Genomic DNA, 23,222 nt, shown 5'->3' on the forward strand with positions numbered 1-23,222 from the left:
TCCTGGCGAACCTGCCGCCTCAGTAGTCGATCTGCCGACCGGACGGCGAATCGACACCCACGACCCCCGAACTCCCAATGGCCGGCCTTAGGTCGTCGCCCTCTGTGCCGTGAGCTGGTCGAGGTTCCAGATCGTGATCTCGTACTGGTCGACCGCGCCCTCCCACATCGCGATGACGGCCTCGTTCAGCGCCTGGGGACAGTAGGCCAGATCGTCGGACACCGGATCGGAGAACGCCTCCAGATGCGCGATCACCGCCCGCTCGTCGGGCTCGTCGGACGGAGGGATGAGGCTCCGGGGTGAGTCGCCGATGGCCGTGGCGGCCTTGAGCGCGCCGAGCAGGGTGCCGTCGGAGGCGATGCGCGCCTGCCAGAGTTGCCATCCCGGCTCGCCGGGGTGCCCGTCGAGCAGCGCGGCCAGGTCGGACCCCCGCACGATGCCCGGCTTGGCGAACACCGACACCGACGCGACCAGGCCGTCGGCGAAGTCGGCCGGGTCGACCTCGAAGAGGGAGCCGCTCGCGTCGAACACCAGGTCGGCGTAGCCGTCGAGCAGGATCAGCACCTGGGGATGGCTGACCGTCTCCCGCCCCGACAGCGCCTCCCGGCGCACCCACCCGGGGTGACGGTCGAGCCCGGTCTCGTAGAGCCAGTTGCCGCCGTAGAACGCCCCGTAGGTCGCGGTGGCGTCATGGTCGGCGAGCGGGCGGCCGAGCAGGTGCCCGAAGGCGTGCGTCAGCGCGGATTCCCAGGCGGAGGCCACGGTATGGGGTTCCTGTTCGTCGTCGATCTATGAGAGGACACGCCGGGCTGGACGATCACCGTGTCAGATCCGGCCACAACACGATCTCATGGTTGTCGACCAGCGACTTCGGGGCCGTCATGCACCACGCCTCGGTCACCAGCTCGAACAACTCGTCGGCCTCGACGCGGTCGAGGTGGACCACCACCCAGCCCGTCGACTCGGTCGTGAACTGCACCTCGAAGACGTCGGGCCGTTCGGCCACCAGGGCCGCCTGTTCTTCGATGGTCGACTTGAGGCCCACGGTCCGGGTGCGTTCCCACAGGTAGCCGAACCCCTTGCCGCGCACCTTCAACGACACCCACTCGCCGCCGAAGCCCTGCTTCACCTCGGGCAGATGGTCAAGCATCTTCAGGAACTCGTCCACACTCACCGCCATGCCCCTAGGGCTACCAGACCCCACCGACATTCTCAGCCGTCGAGCAGCCGCAGCAGGGACGACAACTGCCGGCGCTGTTCGTCCGAAAGTACGGAGAAGACCTCCGCGGCGGCCTCCCGCCGGGCCACGCGCGCCTGCTCGTGGACCGACAACCCTGTGGGGGTGACGGAGACGAGGGTGGAGCGCCGGTTGGTGGGGTCGACGGACCGTACGAGAAGGCCCGCCGCCTCCAGGGCGTCGACGACCGAGGTCAGGGAACGGGGGACGATGCCGAGCAGTTCGGCGAGCCGGGCCATGCGCAGCGGCTCTCCGGCGGAGACCAGGGCGCGCAGGGCGCGCGACTGGCCCGGGTTGATGCCCAGGGGTTCGAGGCGTTCGCGGTAGCCCCGCCGGATGCGGTGGTCGACCCGGTGGACCAGCTCGAACAGTTCGCCGTCAGACAAAGCACTCGCCTCGTGGAATGAATGTGAGCTAACCTCTGTTTGAGTGTACATCATGGACAAAGAACCCCGAGCGCCGCTGAGGCGCGTCATCCGCCTGTTCAGGCCCTACCGCCGCAAGCTGGGCGCGGTCGGGGCACTGATCGTGTTGTCGTCGGTGGTGTCGCTGGCCTCGCCGTTCCTGTTGCGGGAGATCCTCGACGCCGCCCTGCCGGACCGCGACGCGCGGCTGCTGTCGATGCTGGCCCTCGGCATGATCGTGATCGCCGTGACGACCAGCGTGTTCGACGTGCTGCAGACGTTCATCTCGACGACGGTCGGCCAGCGGGTCATGCACGACCTGCGCAAGTCGGTCTACAACCACCTCCAGCGGATGTCGCTGGCCTTCTTCACCCGGACCAAGACCGGTGAGGTCCAGTCGCGGATCGCCAACGACATCGGGGCCATGCAGGCCGTGGTGACGACCACGGCGACCTCGTTCATCTCCTACCTGACCTCGGTGATCGCCACGATCGCGGCCATGGTGGCGCTCGACTGGCGGCTGACGCTGATCTCCCTCGGGCTGCTGCCGGTGTTCGTGTGGATCAGCCGGAAGGTCGGCAAGGAGCGGCGGCGGATCACCACGCAGCGCCAGGTCAAGATGGCGTCGATGGCCTCGATGGTGCAGGAGTCGTTGTCGATCAGCGGGATCCTGCTGGGGCGCACGATGGGGCGTACCGGAACCCTCACCGACCGGTTCGCGGCCTCCTCCGACGACCTCGCCGACCTGGAGGTCCGGTCGTCGATGGCGGGGCGGTGGCGGCAGTCGTCGATCCAGATCGTGATGGCGGCCATGCCGGCGGTCGTCTACTGGGCCGTGGGGTGGACCGGCGCGGTGTCGGTCGGCACGCTGGTGGCGTTCACCACCCTCCAGACCTCGATGTTCCGGCCGTCGGTGCAACTGCTGCAACTCGGGGTCGAGGTGCAGAGCTCGATGTCGCTGTTCGGGCGGATCTTCGAATACCTCGACCTGAAGGTCGACATCCACCCCGGCGACCGCGCGCTCGACCGGGTCAAGGGCGACGTGCGGTTCGAGGGCGTCGACTTCTCCTACGGCGAGACCCCCACCCTCACCGGCATCGACATCGCGGTCCCGCCCGGCAGCCGTCTCGCGATCGTGGGCGAGACCGGATCGGGCAAGACCACCCTCAGCTACCTGCTCCCCCGCCTCTACGACGTCACGGCCGGCCGGGTCACCATCGACGGCGTCGACGTGCGGGAGCTGACCTTCGAGTCACTGGCCGAGACGGTCGGCGTGGTCTCCCAGGAGACCTACCTCTTCCACGCCTCGGTGGCCGACAACCTGCGCTTCGCCAAGCCCGACGCGAGCGACGAGGAGCTCCACGCGGCGGCGCGGGCGGCCCGCATCCACGACCACCTCATGTCGCTGCCGGAGGGGTACGACACCCTCGTCGGCGAACGCGGCTACCGCTTCTCGGGCGGGGAGAAGCAGCGCCTGGCCATCGCGCGGACCCTGCTGCGCAACCCTCCGGTGCTGATTCTCGACGAGGCCACCAGCTCGCTCGACACCCAGACCGAGCGGGCCGTCCAGGAGGCCCTCGACGAGCTGGCCGAAGGCCGGACCACCCTGACGATCGCCCACCGGTTGTCCACGGTCCGCGACGCCGACCAGATCATCGTCCTGGACGCCGGCCGCATCGTGGAGCGCGGCACCCACGACGAGCTGCTCGCCCTGGGCGGCCACTACGCGGCCCTGGTCAACCGCGACGAGCTCACCCTGACGACCACTGAAGCGGCAGGATGATCACCGCGTAGGCGACCCCGGCGAACGGCACCGCCTTCCGTCGAGGTCGGAGCTGTAGCGAAAGCACCTGGAGATCTGCTCATTTGCCCCGCAAAATGGGATAATTCGAATGGTGAAGTTACGTCACGCTCTAGTCGTCCGAGGCGGCTGGGAGGGCCATGAGCCCGTCGCCGCCACCGATCTCTTCCTCCCGTACCTCACCGACCAGGGCTTCTCCCTCACGGTCGAGGACTCCCTCGCCCCCTACGCCGACCCCGATCTCATGGCGGGGGTCGATCTGGTCGTCCAGTGCTTCACGATGGGCACGATCACGCGCGAGCAGAGCACCGGCCTGTCCCGGGCGGTCGCGGCGGGCACCGGGTTCGCGGGCTGGCACGGCGGCGTCGTCGACTCCTTCCGCGCCGAACCCGACTACCTCCACCTGACCGGCGGGCAGTTCGCCTGCCACCCCGAGGCCGGCGGGGAGACCTTCGTCGACCACCGGATCGAGATCACCGACCACGACCACCCGATCACCGAGGGCATCGCGGACTTCGACCTGCGCACCGAGCAGTACTGGGTGCTGACCGACCCGTACAGCACGGTCCTCGCCACCACCACCCACGCCGCGCAGGGACCGTGGAAACGCCCGGTCACCGTGCCGGCCGTGTGGACCCGCGAGTGGGGCGAAGGCCGCGTCTTCGTCGCCACGCCGGGCCACGACCTGGCCACCCTCCGGCACGAGAGCGTGCGGACCCTCATCGAGAGGGGGCTGGCATGGGCGAGCCGGTGAAGGTGGGGATGGTCGGCTGCGGCAAGGTCTCGGTGCAGTACACGACGACCCTCACGAACCTCCCGGGTCTGGTCCTGTACGCCGTCGCCGACCTCGACCCGGCCCGCGCCCTGGCCGCCGCCACCGAGACGGGCGCGCGCTCCCTGGGCGTCGACGACCTGATCGACGCCTGCGACCTGGTCGTCAACCTCACCGTCCCGGCCGCGCACACCGAGGTAGCGCTCCGGGCCATCGCGGCGGGCAAGGACGTCTACGGCGAGAAACCCCTGGCCGCGACCCTCGACGAGGCCAGGACGATCGTCGCGAAGGGGGCCGGGGTCAAGCTGGGCTGTGCCCCCGACACCGTCCTGGGCACCGGCTTCCAGACCGCCCGCCACCACCTCGACGCCGGCCTCATCGGCCGCCCGGCGGCGGCCGTGGCGACCATGGTCACCGCCGGTCCCGAGCCGTGGCACCCCGATCCCGACTTCTACTACCGGCCGGGCGGCGGGCCGCTGCTCGACATGGGGCCCTACTACGTGACGGCCCTGGTGACGCTGCTCGGGCCGGTCGTGTCGGCGTTCGGGGCGGCGAGCCGTACCCGCGACGAACGGGTGATCGGCAGCGGCTACCGCCAGGGCGAGCGCCTTCCGGTCACCACCGACACGCACGTCACCGGGGTGCTCACGCACGCCTCCGGCGCGTTGTCGACGCTGATCATGTCGTTCGACGGCGCGGCCTCCCGCGCGCCCAACATCGAGGTGCACGGCGAGCTCGGCACGATGATCGTCCCCGATCCGAACCGGTTCGACGGCGACGTGCTGGTCCACCGGGTCGGCGGGGCGTGGGAGACGCTCCCGGTGACCGCCGGTTACCGCGACACCGGCCGCGGCATCGGCGTGTACGACCTCGTCACCGCCCCGCGCCCGCGCGCCTCCGGGGAACTGGCCCTGCACGTGCTCGACGTCATGGAGTCGCTGCTCCGCTCGGCCGCCACCGGGCGGGCCGAGACGGTGGAGAGCACCTGCGGGAGACCGGAGCCGGTGCCGCTTCAGTCCCTCGGGTGATGGTCGGCGGCGAGTGACTGGTATTCGATGATGTCGTCGGCCGTGATCAGGCCGTCTTGGATGGCGCGGGCCAGCAGGGTCGTCTTCGTCGGGGCGGCCCTGCCGGTGCTGGCGTACTTCACCCGCGCGCGTTCGATGTACTGCTTCACGGTCGCCTCGGAGATGCCCATGCGGAGCGCGACCGACTGCTTGTTCATGCCCTGGAACCACAACAGCAGCGCCTCGCGCTCGCGGGCCGACAACATCGGGCGCGAGGTCTGCCCGTCGGCGGCGACCAGCGCCCCGGCCATCACCGGCGGGACGTAGGGCCGGTCGCGGCCGACGGCCACGATCGTGTCGACGCAGTGTTCCCTGGTCTCCGTCTTGGCGATGAACGTCGCGGCGCCCGCCCGGAGCACCGCCATGACGGTCGCGTCGTCCTCGTGCACGGAGTAGACGACCACCCGGCGCCCGGCGGCGACCAGCTCGGGGATGCGCGGCAGCGAGTTGACGCCGTCGAGTTCGAGGTCGAGCAGCAGCACGTCGGCGTGCGAGCCCGCGCCGTCGAGGACCGAGTCGACGGTGTTGCCGCTGGCCACGATCTCGACCCTTCTCCCGGGGTCGGCGGCCACCCACGACCGGATGCCCTCCAGCACGACCGGCGTGTCCTCCACCACCGCGAGGGTCACGGGGCGGTCCAGCGGCTCTCTATCCACAGTTGGCTTCCTCCGTTCTCGGCCTCGACGCGGGTGGCGACGTTGGCGGCGCGGGACCCGTCGGCCGAGGGCAGCGACGGGGCGTCGGTGAGGACGCTGACGATGACCTCGCGCGGGGTCGCGACGAGGGTGACCCTGGCCTGGCGGCGGGCCCGCGCCATGCCCTCGATGGGGGCCTCGACGAGCGCGCGGCGGACCTCCAGCGGTAGCGGCGGCACCGTGCCCGCGGTCAGGAAGAGCACCACGACGCCGCGCCGTTCGACGTCGAACGCGCAGGCCCGCAGGGTGTGCAGGAGCGGGTCGGGGGCGTCGTCGGTCTCGGCGATCAGGCGGCGCAGGCGGGCCGCGCCGACGGCGCTCTCGTGCCGCACGTCGGGGTCGGCCGGGTCGGCGCCCCCGGCGAGCAGGGTCAGCACGGGCGCGACGGCCGAGCGCACCTCGGCGTAGCGGGCCAGCCGGTCGGCGTGCACCTGGTCGGCGGCCTTCCGCGCGGCCTCGGCCCCGGCGGTCCGGTTGGAGTTCTCCACCGCCCACCGGGCGGCCAGGTCGAGGGCGTGGCCACCGGCGCTCGCGCCCGCCTGGAGGGTGATCGCGCCGACGCTGACGACGAGGAACTTGCTCAGCGACCGGGGGTCGAGCGCCCCGGCCAGCGCCAGCCCGGCCAGCGTGACGACCACGTTGGCCAGCAGGAACACGCTCAGGTCGCGCAGCCAGGTCGGCCGGGGCCAGAACACGACCATGGCCAGCCAGCCGACCGAGCCCCACCCCCAGTTCGCGGCGTTCACGACGTCGCCCGGCGCGCAGGCGGCCATCACCATCGCCGACGCGGCCAGCGCGCCGGCCGCGCAGGGCCAGACGCCGAAGCGGAGGGGCCGCTCGGTCAGCAGGGCGACCGCGGCCACCACGCCGATCCCGGCGTACAGGACCCAGGCGAGCCCGGCCAGCCACGGTAAGCGGTAGGACTCCCAGGTGCCGACGGTGCCGACGAGGTCGAAGCCGAGATGCCAGGCGGCGACGATCGACACGGCGGCCCGGCGCGCGCCCAGGCTGTAGTTGCGGCGCACGCTCGTCTCCGACGCGGTCACGGCGCCCACCTGAGGGTGATCGTGGTGCCCTGGGGGCCCGACTCGACCACGCCCCGGCCGCCGACCATCTCCATGCGGGCCAGGATCGACACCCGCAGGCCGTAGCGGTGGTCGGGGACGCCGGCCACGTCGAAGCCCATGCCCCGGTCGCGGACCTCGACGACGACCTCGCCGTCGGTCTCGGTCAGCGTGACGGCGGCGACGGTCACGTTGGCGTGCCGCACGACGTTCGCGACCGCCTCGGCGACGGCTTCGAGGAAGGCCTCGGCGACCTCCCACGGCACCGACACCGGCGTCAGCCGGGTGTGGATGGTCAGCCCCGACCGGGCCGCCCCGGCGGCCAGCCGCTCGTGCAGCGGCACGTGGTCGGGCCCGGCGCCGCCGCCCTCGGACATGCGGTCGAGGTCGGCCAGGTGGCGGGCGGCGGTCTCGCGCAGCATGGGCGAGGTCGCGCCGATGCCGCCGGCGCCGATCATCATGAGGGTGGCCAGGACGCTGCCGTGCATGCGGCTGTTCTGGGCACGTTCGTCGCGGCGGCGTTCGCGTTCGACGGTGGCCTTCTCCTCGGCGTCGCGGGCCGCCGCGAGCTCCCGGTCGGCGTCGGCCGCGCCCTTGCGGAGCAGGCTCATCAGCACGGCGGTGGCACCCACCTGCAGCACGTGGATGCCGGCCACCGCGAACGCGCCGGAGCCGTAGAGGTGGGCCACGACGACCACGAGCCCGGCCGGGACGGCCGCACCGGCCCGCCAGGCCAGGTTGACCGCCACGATCGTCATGGTCACCAGCCCGCCGACCCAGCTCGCGCTGTCGCCGATGAGCGTGCCCGCGACCAGTTCCCCCTGGAAGACGCACAGGGCCGAGGTGATGAGCACCTCGGCGGTGATCATCCAGGACGGCAGGCCGTGGGTCCAGCCCGTCCAGGTGAAGAAGAGGCTCCAGCACAGCAGCCCGGTCACGACCGGCACCAGCACGGTGGAGTCGACCGGCGGGGCGAGCCCCAGCAGCGCCGCCGTGGCGGCGACGACCCCGGCGACGCCGCGCATGACGGCCCCGCAGCGGGCGGTCACCCGGTCGAGCGCGGCCGTCGCGGGCATGCGGCCACCCACGTCGAGCCGACCACCCAATGACATCAGACGCCCCACTCGAAGGCCGGATCATGACCGCGCCCTGAGAGTGTAAAGCGGTTCGCCCGGCTGTCAGCCGAATGGCCGTCATAGGTACGCGTCTGTAACCCGGTCTAATTGAGACGATATTCGTCACGGGCGGAGGGCCGGGCAGCATGCAGTACGCGACCGAGAGCGAGATCCGCTCGACGATCACCTCGGCGCGCGTCACGGATCCGGGGATCGCGATCCAGTTCGACGACCGGGTGAGCCGCGGCGACCTGCCCGCGCTGGTCAGCCTGATCGCCAGCATCGTCCGGCTGTTCCTGGGCCTGGCCAAGAAGATCGACGACGAGACGGCCTCCCGGGTGGCGCGCTCCTACCTCGCCTGATACGCATGGGCCCATGACGTTTCCCCCGAATCTGGACCCTGATCTGCGCGCCGCCCTGGAAGCGGCCCCACCGCTGTCCTACGACCTGAACACCGCCGATCTGGCGCAGGTCCGCCGGGGGCGCGCCGCCGCGTGCCTCCCGCCGGGGGCCGGGACCAAGGTGAGCGACGTCGACGCCGACGGCCTGCGGCTGCGTGTCTACCGACCGGCCGGCGCCGGGGACGAGCCGCTCCCGTGCCTGTACTGGATCCACGGCGGCGGGATGGTCATCGGCCTGCCGGAGATGGACGACTCCCGGATCTCCCGCTTCGTCGAGGCGCTCGGCTGCGCGGCGGTCTCGGTGGACTACCGGCTGGCGCCCGAGCATCCCTACCCGATCCCCTTGAACGACTGCTACCGGGGGCTGGTGTGGACGGCCGAGAACGCGGCGGCACTGGGGGTGGACGCCGACCGGCTGGCGGTCGGCGGCAACTCGGCGGGCGGCGGCCTGGCCGCCGGCCTCGCCCTGCTGGCCAGGGACCGGGGCGGCCCGCGCCTGCGGTTCCAGCTCCTGCTGTGCCCGATGCTCGACGACCGCGACGACACGGCCTCGGCGGCCCAGTTCGAGGAGGCCGTGTCGTGGCCGCGCGGCAACAACCGGTTCGCCTGGAAGGCCTACCTGGGCGACCTCGCCGACGTGCCGGTCTACGCCGCCCCCGCCCGCGCGACCGACCTGTCGGGCCTGCCCCCGGCCTACGTGGACGTCGGCGAGCTGGAGGTCTTCCGCGACGAGGACGCCCTCTACGCGCTGCGCCTGGCGGCGGCCGGGGTGCCGGTCGAGTTCCACCTGTGGCCGGGCGCCTTCCACGGGTTCGCGGGCGCGCTGCCGGACACCCCGATCGGGCGGCGTTCGACGGCCGAGCAGATCGAGGCGCTGCGGCGCGGTTTTGTCGGTGGGGGTATCTAGGCTGCCCGTGTGAACCGTACGGATCGGCTTTACGCCCTCGTCGAGGAACTGCGGGCCGTCTCGCCCCGGCCCCGGTCGGCCCGTGAGCTGGCCGAGAGGTTCGAGGTGAGCGTGCGCACCATCGAGCGCGACGTCGCCGCGCTCCAGGAGGCGGGGGTCCCCATCTACGCCGAGTTCGGCCGCCGCGGCGGCTACGTGCTCGACAGGCGCATGTCGCTGCCGCCCCTCAACTTCACCCCCGAAGAGGCGGTGGCCATCGCGGTCGCCCTCAGCCACGAGGAGCTCCCCTTCGCCGAACAGGCCAGGAGCGCCCTCCGCAAGGTGATGGAGGCCATGCCCGACGGCGAGGGCGACCGCGCCAGAGCCCTGGCCGAACGTGTGCAGCTCATCCGCGACGACGAGCGCCCCGCCGACCCGATCGCGACCGTCATCGACCAGGCCGTCCTGTCGGGCGGCGTCCTGCGCATCGGCTACGCCGACGCCAAGGGCGTGCCGACCGAACGCGAGGTCGAACCGGGCGTGTTCGTCGGCAACCGCCGCGGCGAGTGGTATCTGGTGGGCTGGTGCCGCTTACGCAAGGCGGTGCGGGTGTTCCGCCTCGACCGCATCGCGGGCGCCGAGGCCACGGGCGAACGCGCCCCGGACCGTCCGGCGGCGGCCTTCGCCTCGGAGACGGGAATGTTGCGCCAGCCCGTCCTGAGCTGAGAAGGAACGCGCGTCGGCCTCAGCCGGCGAGAAGCGGCAACCGGACCGTCACGATGAGGCCGCCGCCCTCCCGGGGCCGGGCCTCCGCGGTGCCCCCGTGGGCGCGGGCGATGGCCCGCACGATCGACAAGCCCAGGCCGGCCCCGCCCGCCGACCCGGTCCGGTCGGGGTCGAGGCGGACGAAGGGGTCGAACAACCGGGCGGCCTGGGTGGGGGCGATCTCGCGGCCGGTGTTCTCCACGGTCACATAGGAGTGGCCCGCGCCGTTGCCGGTCCGGACCGTCACCTCGGCGCGGTCGTCGTTGTAGGCCACCGCGTTGTCGACCAGGTTGCGGATCATCCGCTCCAGCAGCACCCCGTCGCCCGCCACCGGGGCCGGGAACCGGCCCGGCACCGTCAGGCCGTGGGCCAGCAGCGACGGCCGCGCGAGTTCGGCCAGGTCGCCGGGCTCGCGCCCGGACAGGTCGCGTTCGCTCAGCGCCAGGGTGAGCAGGCCCTCGATGAGGCGCTCCTGCCGGGAGTTCGACGCCAGCAGCTCGTCGCGGACCGGCCGCAGCGCGACGGGGATCAGCGCGTCCGACATGGAGACCTGCAGCAGCGCGCGGTCGATGGCCAGCGGCGTGCGCAGTTCGTGGGAGGCGTTGGCGACGAAGCGGCGCTGGCCGTCGAAGGCGTTGTCGAGGCGTTCGAGCATCGAGTCGAACGTGTCGGCCAGGTCCTTGATCTCGTCGTGCGGGCCGGTCATCGAGATGCGCCGGTGCAGGGTGTCGGTCGACAGGCGGCGGGCCGTCTCGGTGACGTGCTGGAGGGGGTCGAGGGCACGTTTGGCGACATACCAGCCGACGGCCAGGCCGACCAGGCCGACGAGCACGGCGGCGAGCAGCGACCACCACACCAGCGAGCCCAGCACGGTCTCGTGGTAGTCCTCGACCTGCTTGTTGAAGAAGAAGAGCTGCTTGTCGCCGGTGAGCGGCGGCAGGTCGTCGAGCGGGAGCCGGATCGTCACGCGCCGCGTGAGCTGCCTGCTGACGACGATGTAGTTGATCATCACGAGGACCAGCGCCGCCGCGAAGAACAGGCTCCCGTAGACGAGGGTGAGCCGGGCCCTGATCGGCATGCGGTTCACAGGCGGTATCCGGCGCCGGTGATGGTCTCGATGACGGGCGGGTCGCCGAGCTTCTTCCGCAGGGTCATGACGGTGACCCTGACGGAGTTGGTGAAGTAGCTGATGTTCTCGTCCCAGGCCTTCTCCAGCAGGTCCTCCGCGCTGACCACGGTTCCCTCGGCCCGCAGCAGGATCTCCAGCACGGCGAACTCCTTGGGGCTGAGGGCGACGTACCGCCCGTCGCGGAACACCTCGCGGCGGGCCGGGTCGAGCCGCACCCCGGCCCGCGCCAGCACCGGCGGGTGCGCGAGCGGCGCCCGCCGGGCCAGCGCCCGGAGCCGGGCGACCAGTTCGGGGAAGTCGAACGGCTTGGCGAGGTAGTCGTCGGCGCCGATCGACAGGCCCTCGACCTTCGACCGCAGGTCGCCGGCGGCGGTGAGCATGATGATGCGGGCCGGGACCCGCCGGGCGACCAGTTGGCGGCACACGTCGTCGCCGTGCACTGCCGGCAGGTCGCGGTCGAGCACGATGACGTCGTAGTCGTTGGTCAGCGCGCGTTCCAGGGCGGCGTCGCCGTCGTGCACGACGTCCACCGCCATCGTCTCCCGGCGCAGCCCGGCCGCCACGACCCGGGCCAGCACCTGCTCGTCTTCGGCCACCAGCACCCGCATGGTCCGCATCCTGCCGGTCCGGGGGTAAACACCGGTTAAGCGCCCTGTCTCACGCGCTCAGGGCGAGGGTGGGCGACATGCGGGCGGCCCGCATCGCCGGGTAGAGCCCGGCGACCGTGCCGACCAGCAGGGTCGCCGTGAGCGCCCCGGCCGGCGCCCAGGCCGGCACCGTCGGGGGCAGACCCATCCAGGTCGCGTACGCCACCGTCACCGCCCCGCCCAGCACCGCCCCGGCCACCCCGCCCAGGCCGGAGAGCAGCAGCGACTCGGCGAGGAACTGGCCGCGCACCTGGCCCCGGGTCGCCCCCAGCGACCGGCGCAGGCCGATCTCCCTGCGCCGCTCCAGCACCGAGATGACCATCGTGTTGGCCACCCCCACGCCGCCGACGAGCAGCGCGACCGCGCCGATCCCCAGCAGCAGGCCGGTGAACGCCGAGTCGGCGGCGGCCCGCGCCGCCAGCGCGTCGGACGGACGGCTGACCTCCACCTCCTCCGGGCTCTCCGGCGAGGCCGTGGCCGGGAGGACCGCCCGCACGGCGTCGACCTGGGCGGGGTCGGTCCGCGTGTAGATCGTGGTCGGATGGCCGTCGAAGTTCAGGTACGTCCCGGCCGCCCCGAACCCGACGAGCGCCGACCGGTCGACCTCCGGCGCCAGCGGCGAGGCGGCGAGGATCCCGACGACGGTCCACCACCGGCCCCCGATCCACAGTTGCGCCCCCACGTCGCGCACCCCGAGCCGGTCGGCCGCCACCGCGCCGAGCACGACGGCCCGCTGGGAGCCCGTGGCCTCGTTCAGCCAGACGCCCTCGGCGACCGGGGTCTGCAGCGCCCGCAGCAGTTCCGGGGAGGCGGCCCGGGTGGTCAGCCCGCCGGTCGACTGCGGGTTGATCCGGTCGGTGCGGTAGACGGGCGTCCCGGTGTCGCCGGTCGCGCCCGCCACCTCGACCGGCCCGACCGCCCCGACCATCGCGAGCGCGCTCTCCGGCAGCGCGGTCGGCTCGCCGAACAGGCTCTGGCCGGGGGTGACCCGCAGCAGGTTGGTGCCGAGCCGGTCGAGCTCGGCCAGCAACTGGGCCTTGGACGACGACGAGATCCCGACGACGGCGACCATGGTCGCGATGCCGATGGCGATGCCGAGCGCCGACAACACCGCCCGCGCGGGCCGGACCCGCAGCCCGGCCGCGCCGACCCTGACCAGGTCGCCCCACGTGAGCCGGGCCGGACGCAGCTCAGCCATCGGACACCACCACTCCGTCGCGCAACCGGATCCGGCGCGGCGCCGCGGCGGCCACGTCGGCGTCGTGCGTGATGATCACCACGGTGGTGCCGGCCGCGTTCAGCTCCCCCAGGAGGGTGAGCACCCCCGTGCCGGAGACCGAGTCGAGGTTGCCGGTCGGCTCGTCGGCGAGCAGCAGCGCCGGTTCGCCCACGACGGCGCGGGCCACCGCGACCCGCTGCCGCTCGCCGCCCGACAACTCGTTGGGCCGGTGCCCCAGCCGGTGGCCGAGCCCGACCCGGGCCAGCGCCTCGGCGGCCCGTTCCCGGCGCTCGCGGCGGGCGACCCCGGCGTACAGGAGGCCATCGGCGACGTTGTCGACCGCGCTCACGCCGTCGGCCAGGTGGAACTGCTGGAACACGAAACCGATGCGCCGGGCCCGCAGGGCCGACAACTCCCGGTCCGACAACGCGGCGACGTCGTATCCGGCGATCTTCACGGTGCCCTCGGAGGGCCGGTCGAGGGTGCCGATGAGGTGCAGCATCGTCGACTTGCCCGAGCCCGACGGCCCGGCGATGGCCACCAGTTCGCCCGGCGCGACGCGCAGGTCGACGCCGCGCAGGGCGCGCACGCCCCCCGGGTAGGTCTTGGCCGCGCCGGTCAGCTCGATGACGGCGGTCATTCGGCGGGCACCTCGACCTTCATGCCCTCGGCCAGCCCCGCGCCCTCGATCTCGACCCGCCCGGCGGCGAACAGCCCGGTCGTGACCTTCGTGACGGCGCCCGCGATCCGCACGCCGTAGCCGCCCTCGCGCAGCGCCAGCAGCGCCTCGACCGGCACCGACAACACGTCCTCGCGGGTCTCGCTGGTCAGCCCGACGTCGACCGGGGCCTGGTCGAACCGGCCGAGCCGGCCCTCGGAGGTGATCTCGACGTCGATCGTCGCCTCCCCGCCCTCTTGCGCGGGCGGCCGGGCGACGGTGCCGATCGAGGTGATCCGCCCCTTGCCGGTCCGCCCGTCGGGCGTCTCCAGCGTCACCGCCGCGCCCAGCCGGGCGAGCTGCTGGTCGGAGGCGGCCAGGTCGACGTGGACGACGCGCTTGGTGCCGGTCGTGGCGATGACCGACCGTCCGGCGGGCGTGCCCGGCTCGGCCGCCACCTGGGCGACCCGCACCGCGCCGGAGGCGACCACCACCTCCTCGGGCCCGACCGTGCCGGTCTCGTCGAGGTTCAGGTCCTCCTGCCAGTCCCGTACGGCCTCCCGGGTGGACCAGGTGAAGTCGTCGTCGACCGTGCCGGGGTCGTAGCCGAGCGCCTTCAGGTTGCGCTCAAGCTGCCGGACGTCGCGCCCCGACGTGGTCGTGTCCAGCCGGCGGTACATGGGCGTGGAGCCGTACAGCAGGACGACGGGCTTGCCCGAGACGGCGTAGAGCCGCTTGCCGCGCCGGATGACGGCGCCCTCCTCGGGCGTCCAGGTGACCGTGCCGCGGGCGGCGTTGGGCAGGTCGCGCCGGTTCTCGTAGCCGAGGGTGCCGCCGACGGTCTCGGCGTCGGCCAGGTCGCCTCGGGTGATCTCGGCCGTCGCCGCCGCGGCCGGCGCGGGCGGCGGAGGCGGGTCGAGCGTGGTCGCCGCGACGCCGCCCCCGGCCAGCGCGACGACCGCCACTCCCCCGGCGAGCAGCCCCTTCCTCACTTCGGGCCCCCGCCGGGCAGGTGCTTCTCGCAGATCGCCTGCGCCTTCTCCGCCTCCGGGGAGTCCATGACGTCCTTGGGCGCCCGGATGAGCATCCGGCCGCCGTCGACCTGCGGGTCGGGCATGTCGACGCCGTTGTCCCGCATGCAGTCGGTGTACTTCTGGACGGCGTCCGCGAATTCCGCGTCGCCCATTTTCGGCCCGGCCCCGATCGGCCGGAATTCGGCGCACTCCGCGTTGGCCTTCTCGACGGTCGCCGGGTCGACGCCTTCCTTGATCCGCACCCTGACGGCGTTGCCGCCCGGCTCGGGATCGGGCACGTCGATGCCGTGCTCACGCATGCACTGGGCGAATTTGACGGCGTCTCCGGACGCGGCCGGGCTGGGCGCCGGGGCGGAGGCGGACGTGCCTCCGGCGGTCGCGACACCACTCTGCTGAGCGGTTCCGCACGCGGCCAGGAACAGCGGCACCGCCGCGATCAAAGCCATTCTGATTCTGGTCATGGGCAATTTCTAGCGAAACCCCGTTAAACACCCCTTAAGCGAATTCGCTTATCCCATGTTTATGTGAACAGAAAAGGCCCGTGGCGAAGACGGGCCTTTCTCACGACCCCGTTACTGCTGCGGCCGGTTGCCGAGCTGGCGGCGGAGCTGCTCCAGCTCGCGCTCCAGGTCGGCGACGTTCCGGTCCTGCGGCTGCTGGGGCTGGTGGCCGTATTGCTGGTGCTGCGGGACCGGTCCACCGCCGTGTTGCTGCCCGTGCTGCTGCCCGTACTGGTTGCCCGGTTGTTGTCCGGCCTGCTGCCCGTGCTGGTTCCCGTGCTGGTTGCCCTGGGACTGCTGGTAGGCCTGGTAGGGCTGCGACGGCGGCCGGTAGCGGGTCGTGCTCTCGGCCGGGGGCAGCGAGTGGGCCGGCGGCGGCTGGTAGGCCGGGATCTGCTGCGCCTGGTAGGGCGGCGCGCCGTTGTAGACCGGGATCTGGGCGCGCTTCGTGCGCTTGGCCCTCTTCACCAGCAGGCGGAGCAGCACCAGGCCGAGCAGGATCGCGACGAGCACCCCGGCGCCGATCAGCACCCAGAAACTCGTCGACTGCGGCGACTCGTCGTTGCCGGCCGTGATGGCCTGCTGCGAGTTGGTGATGTACTCGGCGACCCACGGGTGGGTCGGGTGCAGCGCCTGGACCTCACGGAAGATCGGCAGCGCCACGGAGTAGTGCTTCAGGAAGAAGGCGTCCAGCGCCGTGTTCCAGCGGGTCGTGGTGGCCGACGCGGTCGGCTTGATGCCCTTCTCGTTCAGCTTCTCCTTGATCACGGAGACCGGGAGCACGAACGACTCGTTCTCCGACGCCTCCCCGCCCTCGGAGACCGTGCCCGCGATCAGCATGCCGATGACGTCGCCGTCCTTGGAGAACACCGGGCCGCCGGAGTTGCCGTGGTAGGAGGGCGCCTGGGTCTGGATGTACGGCACGCCCTTGTCGGTCGTCCGCAGCGCGTTGTACGGCCCCTCGGTCAGCGCCGGGTCGAGCTTCGACTCCAGGCTGAAGAACGGGGTGTTGGTGACCAGCCCGGGGAACCCGCTGATGTACAACGTCGAACCGACCTGCACGTCGGTGTCGTCGCCCAGCGGCACGGTCGGCAGGTTCTGCTGCCCGTTGACCTTGAGCAGCGCGTAGTCCTTGCCGGGGTAGCTCTCGCCGACGTCGACGAGCTCGGCCACGATCGGCTTGGCGGTCTTGTCGACGCCGCCGCCCGGGTGGGCCTGCAGCACCGCGATCTCCTTCTTGAGACCGTTGACCTGCATGTTGGCCGCGTTGAAGTTGATGAAGAGATTCTCGGCGAGCTTGATCATCTCTTCGTCGGGCGAGAGGTCCTTGACCATCTCCAGGATCCCCTGGGCGTCCTCTTCGTAGAACTTGGTGAGCGCCTGCTGGGCGAAGACGTCGTAGAGCTCCTTCTCGCCCATCTCGACGCAGTGCGCGCCGGTGACCATGTACCCGTCGGGGGTGACCCACCAGCCGGTGCACATGCCGCCGACCTCGGCGTCCACGACCCGGTTCGGGCTGCCCGGCACGAGGTAGGCGCCCACGTTGGCGTTCATCTGCTCGAACATGTACTTGGCGATGGTGCGCTGGTCGGAGGCGACCTTGCCGGCCACGACGTCGGCGGTGATCTTGTCGACGAGGGCGTAGAGGTTGGCCTCGTTGACGGCCGGGGTGGGCACGCTGACCTTGCCCGTGTAGGTGAGGCTGGTGAGCTGGACGGCGGGGTGGGTCTGCGCGGCCAGCCTGGTCCCGATCGGGACGTCGGGCGTCTCATCCGCGTACGCGGGAGATGCGGCGAGCACCGACACCGCCGCAGTGGCGACGATGATTCTTCTGAGGTTCACGGCACTGATCGTCGGACAGCCGCCTTGTCCACCACTTGTGAGTGACTTGGGGTTTCCATTACCTCAGGGAAAACCCCAGGGCAGACCCCGTGGCGGCCCCGGCCGCCCCGTCCTACCGTTGCGGCCGTGGCCGTGGAGCCGCCCCCTCCTGCGGCCGCTGCCCGACGTGGTCGTCAAACCGCGCCGGCGGCGGGTCCTCACCCGGGAGGGGAAACGAAAAGGCCCCCGAAGCACTCGGGGGCCTTTTGCGAGACGCCTGGGCTCAGACGCCCATCGCCTCGGTGTCGTTCGACTCGGCGGTGGTGCCGACCTCGGTGACGCCGTTCTTGAGGTGGTAGCGGGCGATCGCTTCCTTCAGCGTCTCCGGCTTGACCTCGCCGCGCTTGGCGAGCTGGGTCAGCACCGCCAGGGTGATCGAGGCCGCGTCGACGTGGAAGTGCCGCCGCAGCGCCGACCGCGTGTCGGACAGGCCGAAGCCGTCGGTGCCCAGCGAGGTCCAGTCGCCCGGCACCCACTGCGCGATCTGGTCCTGTACGGCCCGCATGTAGTCGCTGACGCCCACGAAGGGCCCCGGTACGTTCGACAGCTTGGTCGTGACGTAGGGGACCTTCTGCTCGGCCTCAGGGTTGAGCAGGTTGTACTCCTCGCATGCGAGGGCGTCGCGGCGCAGCTCCGACCACGAGGTGGTCGACCACACCGAGGCGGCCACGCCCCACTCCTCGGCCAGCATGCGCTGCGCCTCCAGGGCCCACGGCCCGGCGACGCCCGACACGAGGATGTTGGCCTTGGGGCCGTCACCCTGCGCGGGGGCGAAGAGGTAGAGGCCCTTGAGCAGGCCCTCGACGTCGAGGCCGGCCGGCTCGGCGGGCTGCTGGTAGGGCTCGTTGTAGACGGTCAGGTAGTAGAAGACGTCTTCGGCGTTCTCGCCGTACATCCTCCGCAGGCCGTCGCGCACGATGTGGGCCACCTCGTAGGCCCACGCCGGGTCGTAGGAGATCGCGGCGGGGTTGGTCGAGGCGATGAGCGGCGTGTGGCCGTCTTCGTGCTGGAGGCCCTCGCCGTTCAGGGTGGTGCGGCCGGCGGTGGCGCCGAGCAGGAAGCCGCGGCCCATCTGGTCGGCGAGCTGCCACATCTGGTCGGCCGTCCGCTGCCAGCCGAACATCGAGTAGAAGATGTAGATCGGGATCATGTGCTCGCCGTGGGTGGCGTACGCCGAGCCGACCGCGATCGTGGAGGCCATCGAGCCCGACTCGGTGATGCCCTCGTGGAGGATCTGACCCTCGGTCGACTCCTTGTAGGACAGCAGCAGGTCGCGGTCGACCGCCTCGTAGGTCTGCCCGTAGGGCGAGTAGATCTTGGCGGTCGGGAACATGGCGTCGATGCCGAACGTGCGGGCCTCGTCGGGGATGATCGGCACGAAGCGGTGGCCGATCTCCTTGTCGCGCATGAGGTCTTTCAGCAGGCGCACGAACGCCATGGTGGTGGCGACGTTCTGCTTGCCCGAGCCCTTCGAGAGCTGCTTGTAGGCGTCGTCGCCCGGCAGCTTCAGGCTCTTGGCGCGCACGACGCGCTTGGGCAGGAACCCGCCCAGAGCGTGGCGGCGCTCCTTCATGTAGGCGATCTCGTCGCTGTCGGGACCCGGGTGGTAGTAGGGCGGCAGGTCGCCTTCGAGGTCCTTGTCGGGAATCGGAAGGTAGAGCCGGTCGCGGAACTCCTTGAGCTCCGCCTTGCTCAGCTTCTTCATCTGGTGGGTGGCGTTGCGGGCCTCGAAGTCCTTGCCCAGCGTCCAGCCCTTGATCGTCTGCGCCAGGATGACCGTCGGCTGGCCGACGTGGTCACGGGCCGACTTGAACGCCGCGTAGACCTTGCGGTAGTCGTGGCCGCCGCGCGAGAGCTTGCGGATCTCGTCGTCGGACAGGTGCTCGACCATCTTGCGCAGGCGCGGGTCGCCGCCGAAGAAGTGGTCGCGGATGTAGGCGCCGTTCTCGACGGAGTAGGTCTGGAACTGGCCGTCGGGCGTGGTGTTCATCTGGTTGACCAGCACGCCGTCGACGTCGGCCGCCAGCAGCGGATCCCAGTCACGGCCCCAGACGACCTTGATGACGTTCCACCCGGCGCCCCGGAAGTAGGACTCCAGCTCCTGGATGATCTTGCCGTTGCCCCGGACCGGGCCGTCCAGCCGCTGAAGGTTGCAGTTGATGACGAAGGTCAGGTTGTCGAGCTCCTCGCGGGCCGCGAGACCGATGGCGCCGAGCGACTCGGGCTCGTCCATCTCGCCGTCGCCGAGGAAGGCCCACACGTGGCTGCGCGAGGTGTCCTTGATCTTGCGGTCGTGCAGGTAGCGGTTGAACCGCGCCTGGTAGATCGCGCCGATCGGGCCCAGGCCCATGGAGACCGTGGGGAACTCCCAGAAGTCGGACATCAGGCGCGGGTGAGGGTAGGAGGGCAGCCCCTTGAACCCGTGGGACAACTCCTGCCGGAAGGCGTCGAGCTGGGTCTCGGTGAGGCGGCCCTCAAGGAAGGCGCGCGCGTAGATTCCGGGGGCCGCGTGGCCCTGGAAGAACACCTGGTCGCCCGACTCGCCGTGGTCTTTACCGCGGAAGAAGTGGTTGAAGCCCACCTCGTAGAGGGACGCGGCGGAGGCGTAGGTCGCGATGTGGCCGCCCACGTTGGTGCGGGCGTTGGCCCGGGTCACCATGATCGCGGCGTTCCACCTGCTGTACGCGCGGATGCGCCGCTCGACGTATTCGTCGCCGGGGAACCACGGCTCCCGCTCGGGTGCGATGGTGTTGATGTAGTCGGTGCTGCGCAGACCCGGGACGCCGACCTGATGCTCACGCGCCCGTTCGAGCAGGCGGAGCATCAGATAGCGCGCTCGGGTTCGCCCCTCCGTCTTGACGACGTTGTCGAGCGACTCAAGCCACTCCTGGGTCTCGCTTGGATCGACATCAGGGAACTGGCTGGGTAGGCCGTCACTGATGATCGAGAAACGCTGGCGTCCGGAAGCCACTGGGTCTCGCCTTCCGAGAATGGACTTTTGTCGGTCTAGGGTTCTGGTTCCATCCTGGCTGCTCCCTGCGGAAGATGCATCTCTACCGCGGGGTAACCGGGCGGTCTTTGGCCTAGACCACCGATGGTAGGACGATTTTCGCCCAAGCTTGCACATCCCGCCACCACCGGGTGTGCTCACTTCGTCAGCGTAACGTTTTGACCTAGGTTGTCCCTCACCTGGTCGCACGGCCCCGATTTGGGGGCAGGCCGCACCTTAGTATCCCGATGTGAGATCTCAGGTCATCGAGGTGCGGACGGGCTCCCGGGAACGGGTGCACGACATCACCGCGGAATGCGCGAGGTTCGTCGGAGACCAGGGAGGCGACGGCCTTCTCAACGTCTTCGTGCCTCACGCGACGGCGGGCGTGGCGCTGATCGAACTGGGCGCCGGCAGTGACGACGACCTGCTGGCCGCGCTGGGCGACCTGCTCCCGGCCGACGACCGCTGGCGGCACGCCCACGGCTCGCGGGGCCACGGGCGGTCTCACGTGATGCCGGCCCTGATTCCGCCCTATGCGACGGTACCCGTCATCGGGGGGCGGCTGGCTCTGGGCACCTGGCAGTCGATCGCCATCGTGGATCTCAACGTGGACAACATGGAACGTCGTGTTCGTTTGTCCTATTTGTCCGAATCGTAGATAACGGTGCGGGTCACTGACCGTGGCGACCGTTGACGACGATGGGTCACAGCGTGTGGACTGTGCCGAACGATACCCGCAGCGGTTTCCGAGCGGGGTCGATCCGAGCAGGAGGGATGAGAGTGAGCGCGACCGCGGGTCAGGCGCAGGGCGAGCGCGGCCTGGCCGAACGACTCGGCCTCAAGCCGGGTCAGGTGGTGCAGGAGGTCGGCTGGGACGAGGACAGCGACGAGGCGCTTCGTCAGTCCATCGAGGAGCTGACCGGCAACGAGATGGTCGACGAGGACTACGAAGAGGTCGTCGACGTGGTGCTCCTGTGGTACCGCGACGGGGATGACGATCTGTTCGACATCTTGAGCGGTGTGACCACGGCGCTGGCGGACGGCGGCCAGATCTGGCTGCTGACCCCCAAGGCGGGCCGTGACGGCCACGTCGAGCCGAGCGACATCGGTGAGGATGCCACGACCGCCGGCCTCGCGCAGACCAGCAGCATCAGCGCGGCCAGAGACTGGTCGGGCACGAGACTCGTCTTCAAGGGCCGCCGCTAGCCGGCTGGGCCCCGTCCTGCCGTACGGCCGCCGCCGTACGGCAGGCTCACTACGGGCGGAGTGATCATGGATATGCCGGCCGCCGGGTCTCCCGCGCCCGACTTCGAGCTGGCCGACCAGCACGGCACACCGGTCCGGCTGTCGGGTCTGCGCGGCCGGAAGGTGCTGCTCGTCTTCTTCCCTTTCGCCTTCACCGGCGTCTGCCAGGGCGAACTTCACGATCTTCACGGGTTCGACGACGCGGTGGTGCTGGCCGTCTCCGTCGACTCGATGTTCGCGCAGCGGGCCTGGGCCGACCGCGAGGGCTGGGACGTCACCCTGCTCTCGGACTTCTGGCCCCACGGTCAGGTCGCGCGTCTTTATGGTGTCTTCGATGAGGTGAAGGGGGTCGCCTCGCGGGGGACCTTCATCATCGACGGGGAGGGCGTGGTGCGCTGGACGGTCGCCACCGCGATCGGGCAGGCGCGCGACGTCGCCGACTACCGGAAAGTCCTCAGCGAGCTGTAGGGAGGCCGACATGCCCTGCTACCGATGCGGGGCCCGGCAGACCGACCCGGTTCGTGGCGCGAGCCCGTGGAGGCGCGGGGTGCGCTCTGACGTCCAGGTCCTGATCTGCCCGGGGTGCCAGCGGGCCCATGATCTCGAACTCGACGGTTGTTCCTCGTGCGGCTCGACGAGTCTCGTCTGCCGCCTCGGCGAGGTCGAGTGCCGCTCCTGCGGCCACGTCCGCAGCGCCGGCGAGGGCGGCCCCCCGTACGATTTCCGGCGGCCCTCGGTGCCGGCCGACCTCGCGGCGGAGGTGGAGGCGGCCCTGTCTCGCGTACTCGGCCGGTCGTGAGATTAGATGTCCGGATGAGTTACGTGGTCGCCCTGGATGTGGGCGGGACATCGATGAAGGGCGGCCTCGTCAGCGAATCGGGCGAGGTGACCGTTTTTCCCGGGCGTGCGACCGGGCGTGAAGACGGGCCCGAGGCCGTGGTCGCCAACATCCGGGCCTATGTGGCCGAACTCGCCGCCTCCGGCGACGGGCCGCCGCGCGGCGTCGGCCTGGCGGTGCCCGGGATCGTCGACGCCGACACGGCCCTGTTCTCGGCCAACATCGGGTGGCGCGACGTGCCGGCGGCGGCGTTCGTGCCCGAGGGGCTGCCGGTGAAGCTGGGCCACGACGTGCAGACGGCGGGCCTGGCCGAGAGCGTCTTCGGGGCCGGCCGCGACGTGACCGACTTCCTGTTCCTGCCCATCGGCACGGGAATCGCCGGCGCCCTGATCATCAAGGGCGAGCCCTACGGGGGCGTCAACGGCTGGGGCGGCGAGATCGGCCACACCCCCGTGTGGCCCGACGGCGAGCGGTGCGCCTGCGGCCAGACCGGCTGCCTGGAGACCTACGCCTCGGCGGCCTCGCTGGGCCGCCGCTACACCGAGCGCACCGGCAAGCCCGCCACGGCGGTCGACGTCATGGCACAGGCGGCCACCGACCCCCACGCCTACGCGGTTCTGGCCGACGCCGTCGAGGCGCTGGCGATCTCGATGGCGTCGTACACGCTGCTCATGGACCCGGCGATGATCGTGATCGGCGGCGGCCTCGGCGAGGCCGGCGAGGCCCTGCTGACCCCGCTCAGAGACCGCATGACCGAGCGCCTGAGCTTCCGCAAGCCCCCGCCGCTGCGCCAGACGGCGCTGGGCGTCCGCGCGGGGATGCTGGGAGCGGGCATCCTCGGCTGGCGCGCGGCGGGAGTCCGCGACTGGGCC

25 protein-coding genes are annotated in these 23,222 nt (G+C 71.3%); 11 read left to right on the top strand and 14 right to left on the bottom strand.

Translation table 11 applies throughout. The features are described from left to right. Positions 1-87 precede the first annotated feature (87 nt). The 3 genes from AW273_RS26505 to AW273_RS26515 are packed head-to-tail and all read right to left on the bottom strand — an operon-like array spanning position 88 to position 1,623. Positions 88-762, bottom strand: coding sequence for a hypothetical protein (locus AW273_RS26505; RefSeq protein ID WP_062353586.1), 675 nt, complete (start codon positions 760-762; stop codon positions 88-90). 55 nt (positions 763-817) lie between these two features. Then, positions 818-1,180, bottom strand: coding sequence for an MmcQ/YjbR family DNA-binding protein (locus AW273_RS26510; protein ID WP_083950070.1), 363 nt, complete (start codon positions 1,178-1,180; stop codon positions 818-820). A 32-nt stretch (positions 1,181-1,212) separates the two neighbouring features. Next, complete coding sequence (locus AW273_RS26515) at positions 1,213-1,623, bottom strand: MarR family winged helix-turn-helix transcriptional regulator (RefSeq protein ID WP_232327605.1); 411 nt, start codon at positions 1,621-1,623, stop codon at positions 1,213-1,215. Between the two features lie 52 nt (positions 1,624-1,675). On the opposite strand from AW273_RS26515, the gene AW273_RS26520 reads away from it, so the two are divergent. From AW273_RS26520 to AW273_RS26530, 3 genes are all read left to right on the top strand, one after another. Continuing rightward, positions 1,676-3,424, top strand: coding sequence for an ABC transporter ATP-binding protein (locus AW273_RS26520; RefSeq protein ID WP_062353591.1), 1,749 nt, complete (start codon positions 1,676-1,678; stop codon positions 3,422-3,424). Between the two features lie 109 nt (positions 3,425-3,533). After that, positions 3,534-4,196 (top strand): ThuA domain-containing protein, encoded by a 663-nt coding sequence (locus tag AW273_RS26525; RefSeq protein ID WP_062353594.1) that lies wholly within the window; start codon positions 3,534-3,536, stop codon positions 4,194-4,196. Further along, positions 4,181-5,242 (top strand): Gfo/Idh/MocA family protein, encoded by a 1,062-nt coding sequence (locus AW273_RS26530; RefSeq protein ID WP_062353596.1) that lies wholly within the window; start codon positions 4,181-4,183, stop codon positions 5,240-5,242. Before AW273_RS26525 ends, AW273_RS26530 begins: the two co-directional genes overlap by 16 nt. Here the strand turns inward: AW273_RS26530 and AW273_RS26535 are convergent. The 3 genes from AW273_RS26535 to AW273_RS26545 are packed head-to-tail and all read right to left on the bottom strand — an operon-like array spanning position 5,227 to position 8,152. After that, complete coding sequence (locus AW273_RS26535; protein WP_083950071.1) at positions 5,227-5,910, bottom strand: helix-turn-helix transcriptional regulator; 684 nt, start codon at positions 5,908-5,910, stop codon at positions 5,227-5,229. The genes AW273_RS26530 and AW273_RS26535 overlap by 16 nt on opposite strands. Further along, entirely contained in the window at positions 5,907-7,022 is a 1,116-nt protein-coding gene (locus tag AW273_RS26540) for a hypothetical protein (RefSeq protein ID WP_157556170.1), read from the bottom strand. The genes AW273_RS26535 and AW273_RS26540 overlap by 4 nt, the downstream gene beginning before the upstream one ends. Then, positions 7,019-8,152 (bottom strand): ATP-binding protein, encoded by a 1,134-nt coding sequence (locus AW273_RS26545; protein ID WP_157556172.1) that lies wholly within the window; start codon positions 8,150-8,152, stop codon positions 7,019-7,021. The genes AW273_RS26540 and AW273_RS26545 overlap by 4 nt, the downstream gene beginning before the upstream one ends. A gap of 149 nt (positions 8,153-8,301) precedes the next feature. Here AW273_RS26545 and AW273_RS26550 point away from each other — a divergent pair, with 149 nt between their 5' ends. Genes AW273_RS26550 through AW273_RS26560 form a run of 3 tightly spaced genes read left to right on the top strand, consistent with a single transcriptional unit; the run spans position 8,302 to position 10,168 of the window. After that, the gene (locus AW273_RS26550; protein ID WP_062334512.1) at positions 8,302-8,517 is read left to right on the top strand and encodes a hypothetical protein; all 216 of its coding nucleotides are present in this window, start codon (positions 8,302-8,304) and stop codon (positions 8,515-8,517) included. 13 nt (positions 8,518-8,530) lie between these two features. After that, positions 8,531-9,463, top strand: coding sequence for an alpha/beta hydrolase (locus AW273_RS26555; RefSeq protein WP_062353607.1), 933 nt, complete (start codon positions 8,531-8,533; stop codon positions 9,461-9,463). Positions 9,464-9,472: 9 nt separating this feature from the next. Next, positions 9,473-10,168 carry a helix-turn-helix transcriptional regulator gene (locus tag AW273_RS26560; protein WP_062353610.1) on the top strand — a complete coding sequence of 232 codons (696 nt, stop codon included), beginning with the start codon at positions 9,473-9,475 and terminating at the stop codon, positions 10,166-10,168. 19 nt (positions 10,169-10,187) lie between these two features. Here AW273_RS26560 and AW273_RS26565 read toward each other — a convergent pair whose 3' ends face one another. The 8 genes from AW273_RS26565 to aceE form a co-directional block, all read right to left on the bottom strand. Continuing rightward, positions 10,188-11,285, bottom strand: a complete 1,098-nt coding sequence (locus AW273_RS26565) for a sensor histidine kinase (RefSeq protein WP_232327610.1) — start codon at positions 11,283-11,285, stop codon at positions 10,188-10,190. A gap of 5 nt (positions 11,286-11,290) precedes the next feature. Beyond that, positions 11,291-11,944: a response regulator transcription factor gene (locus AW273_RS26570; RefSeq protein WP_062353615.1), complete on the bottom strand. Its 654-nt coding sequence runs from the start codon at positions 11,942-11,944 to the stop codon at positions 11,291-11,293. A 49-nt stretch (positions 11,945-11,993) separates the two neighbouring features. Next, positions 11,994-13,181: an ABC transporter permease gene (locus AW273_RS26575; protein ID WP_062353618.1), complete on the bottom strand. Its 1,188-nt coding sequence runs from the start codon at positions 13,179-13,181 to the stop codon at positions 11,994-11,996. Then, the gene (locus AW273_RS26580; protein WP_062353621.1) at positions 13,174-13,842 is read right to left on the bottom strand and encodes an ABC transporter ATP-binding protein; all 669 of its coding nucleotides are present in this window, start codon (positions 13,840-13,842) and stop codon (positions 13,174-13,176) included. Before AW273_RS26580 ends, AW273_RS26575 begins: the two co-directional genes overlap by 8 nt. Next, complete coding sequence (locus tag AW273_RS26585) at positions 13,839-14,852, bottom strand: peptidoglycan-binding protein (protein ID WP_063910106.1); 1,014 nt, start codon at positions 14,850-14,852, stop codon at positions 13,839-13,841. Before AW273_RS26585 ends, AW273_RS26580 begins: the two co-directional genes overlap by 4 nt. Beyond that, complete coding sequence (locus tag AW273_RS26590) at positions 14,849-15,355, bottom strand: hypothetical protein (protein WP_063910107.1); 507 nt, start codon at positions 15,353-15,355, stop codon at positions 14,849-14,851. Before AW273_RS26590 ends, AW273_RS26585 begins: the two co-directional genes overlap by 4 nt. A 111-nt stretch (positions 15,356-15,466) precedes the next feature. Continuing rightward, positions 15,467-17,236, bottom strand: coding sequence for a S1 family peptidase (locus AW273_RS26595; protein WP_062353629.1), 1,770 nt, complete (start codon positions 17,234-17,236; stop codon positions 15,467-15,469). A gap of 262 nt (positions 17,237-17,498) precedes the next feature. Then, positions 17,499-20,246: a pyruvate dehydrogenase (acetyl-transferring), homodimeric type gene (gene aceE, locus AW273_RS26600; RefSeq protein ID WP_062353633.1), complete on the bottom strand. Its 2,748-nt coding sequence runs from the start codon at positions 20,244-20,246 to the stop codon at positions 17,499-17,501. Between the two features lie 268 nt (positions 20,247-20,514). On the opposite strand from aceE, the gene AW273_RS26605 reads away from it, so the two are divergent. From AW273_RS26605 to AW273_RS26625, 5 genes are all read left to right on the top strand, one after another. Next, a complete protein-coding gene (locus AW273_RS26605; RefSeq protein ID WP_030454529.1) occupies positions 20,515-20,925 on the top strand; it encodes a secondary thiamine-phosphate synthase enzyme YjbQ in 411 nt (136 codons plus the stop codon). A gap of 122 nt (positions 20,926-21,047) precedes the next feature. Beyond that, entirely contained in the window at positions 21,048-21,473 is a 426-nt protein-coding gene (locus tag AW273_RS26610; protein ID WP_062334571.1) for a DUF3052 domain-containing protein, read from the top strand. Between the two features lie 66 nt (positions 21,474-21,539). After that, a complete protein-coding gene (locus tag AW273_RS26615; protein ID WP_062353636.1) occupies positions 21,540-21,980 on the top strand; it encodes a peroxiredoxin in 441 nt (146 codons plus the stop codon). 79 nt (positions 21,981-22,059) lie between these two features. After that, entirely contained in the window at positions 22,060-22,311 is a 252-nt protein-coding gene (locus AW273_RS26620) for a hypothetical protein (RefSeq protein ID WP_232327606.1), read from the top strand. A gap of 14 nt (positions 22,312-22,325) precedes the next feature. After that, positions 22,326-23,222: ROK family protein (locus AW273_RS26625; protein ID WP_083950072.1), on the top strand; the 897-nt coding region annotated here is incomplete at its 3' end.

Origin of the sequence: Herbidospora yilanensis, from assembly GCF_001570565.1 — a bacterium.
Lineage (GTDB): Bacteria > Actinomycetota > Actinomycetes > Streptosporangiales > Streptosporangiaceae > Herbidospora > Herbidospora yilanensis.

Bases quoted from the DNA above. Each gene is read 5' to 3' on its own strand.
- AW273_RS26550 (WP_062334512.1), top strand. From the start codon at position 8,302: ATGCAGTACGCGACCGAGAGCGAGATCCGCTCGACGATCACCTCGGCG.
- AW273_RS26530 (WP_062353596.1), top strand. From the start codon at position 4,181: ATGGGCGAGCCGGTGAAGGTGGGGATGGTCGGCTGCGGCAAGGTCTCG.
- AW273_RS26615 (WP_062353636.1), top strand. From the start codon at position 21,540: ATGGATATGCCGGCCGCCGGGTCTCCCGCGCCCGACTTCGAGCTGGCC.
- AW273_RS26520 (WP_062353591.1), top strand. From the start codon at position 1,676: ATGGACAAAGAACCCCGAGCGCCGCTGAGGCGCGTCATCCGCCTGTTC.
- AW273_RS26545 (WP_157556172.1), bottom strand. From the start codon at position 8,152: ATGTCATTGGGTGGTCGGCTCGACGTGGGTGGCCGCATGCCCGCGACG.
- AW273_RS26555 (WP_062353607.1), top strand. From the start codon at position 8,531: ATGACGTTTCCCCCGAATCTGGACCCTGATCTGCGCGCCGCCCTGGAA.
- AW273_RS26570 (WP_062353615.1), bottom strand. From the start codon at position 11,944: ATGCGGGTGCTGGTGGCCGAAGACGAGCAGGTGCTGGCCCGGGTCGTG.
- AW273_RS26510 (WP_083950070.1), bottom strand. From the start codon at position 1,180: ATGGCGGTGAGTGTGGACGAGTTCCTGAAGATGCTTGACCATCTGCCC.
- AW273_RS26580 (WP_062353621.1), bottom strand. From the start codon at position 13,842: ATGACCGCCGTCATCGAGCTGACCGGCGCGGCCAAGACCTACCCGGGG.
- AW273_RS26525 (WP_062353594.1), top strand. From the start codon at position 3,534: ATGGTGAAGTTACGTCACGCTCTAGTCGTCCGAGGCGGCTGGGAGGGC.
- AW273_RS26565 (WP_232327610.1), bottom strand. From the start codon at position 11,285: ATGCCGATCAGGGCCCGGCTCACCCTCGTCTACGGGAGCCTGTTCTTC.
- AW273_RS26575 (WP_062353618.1), bottom strand. From the start codon at position 13,181: ATGGCTGAGCTGCGTCCGGCCCGGCTCACGTGGGGCGACCTGGTCAGG.
- AW273_RS26590 (WP_063910107.1), bottom strand. From the start codon at position 15,355: ATGACCAGAATCAGAATGGCTTTGATCGCGGCGGTGCCGCTGTTCCTG.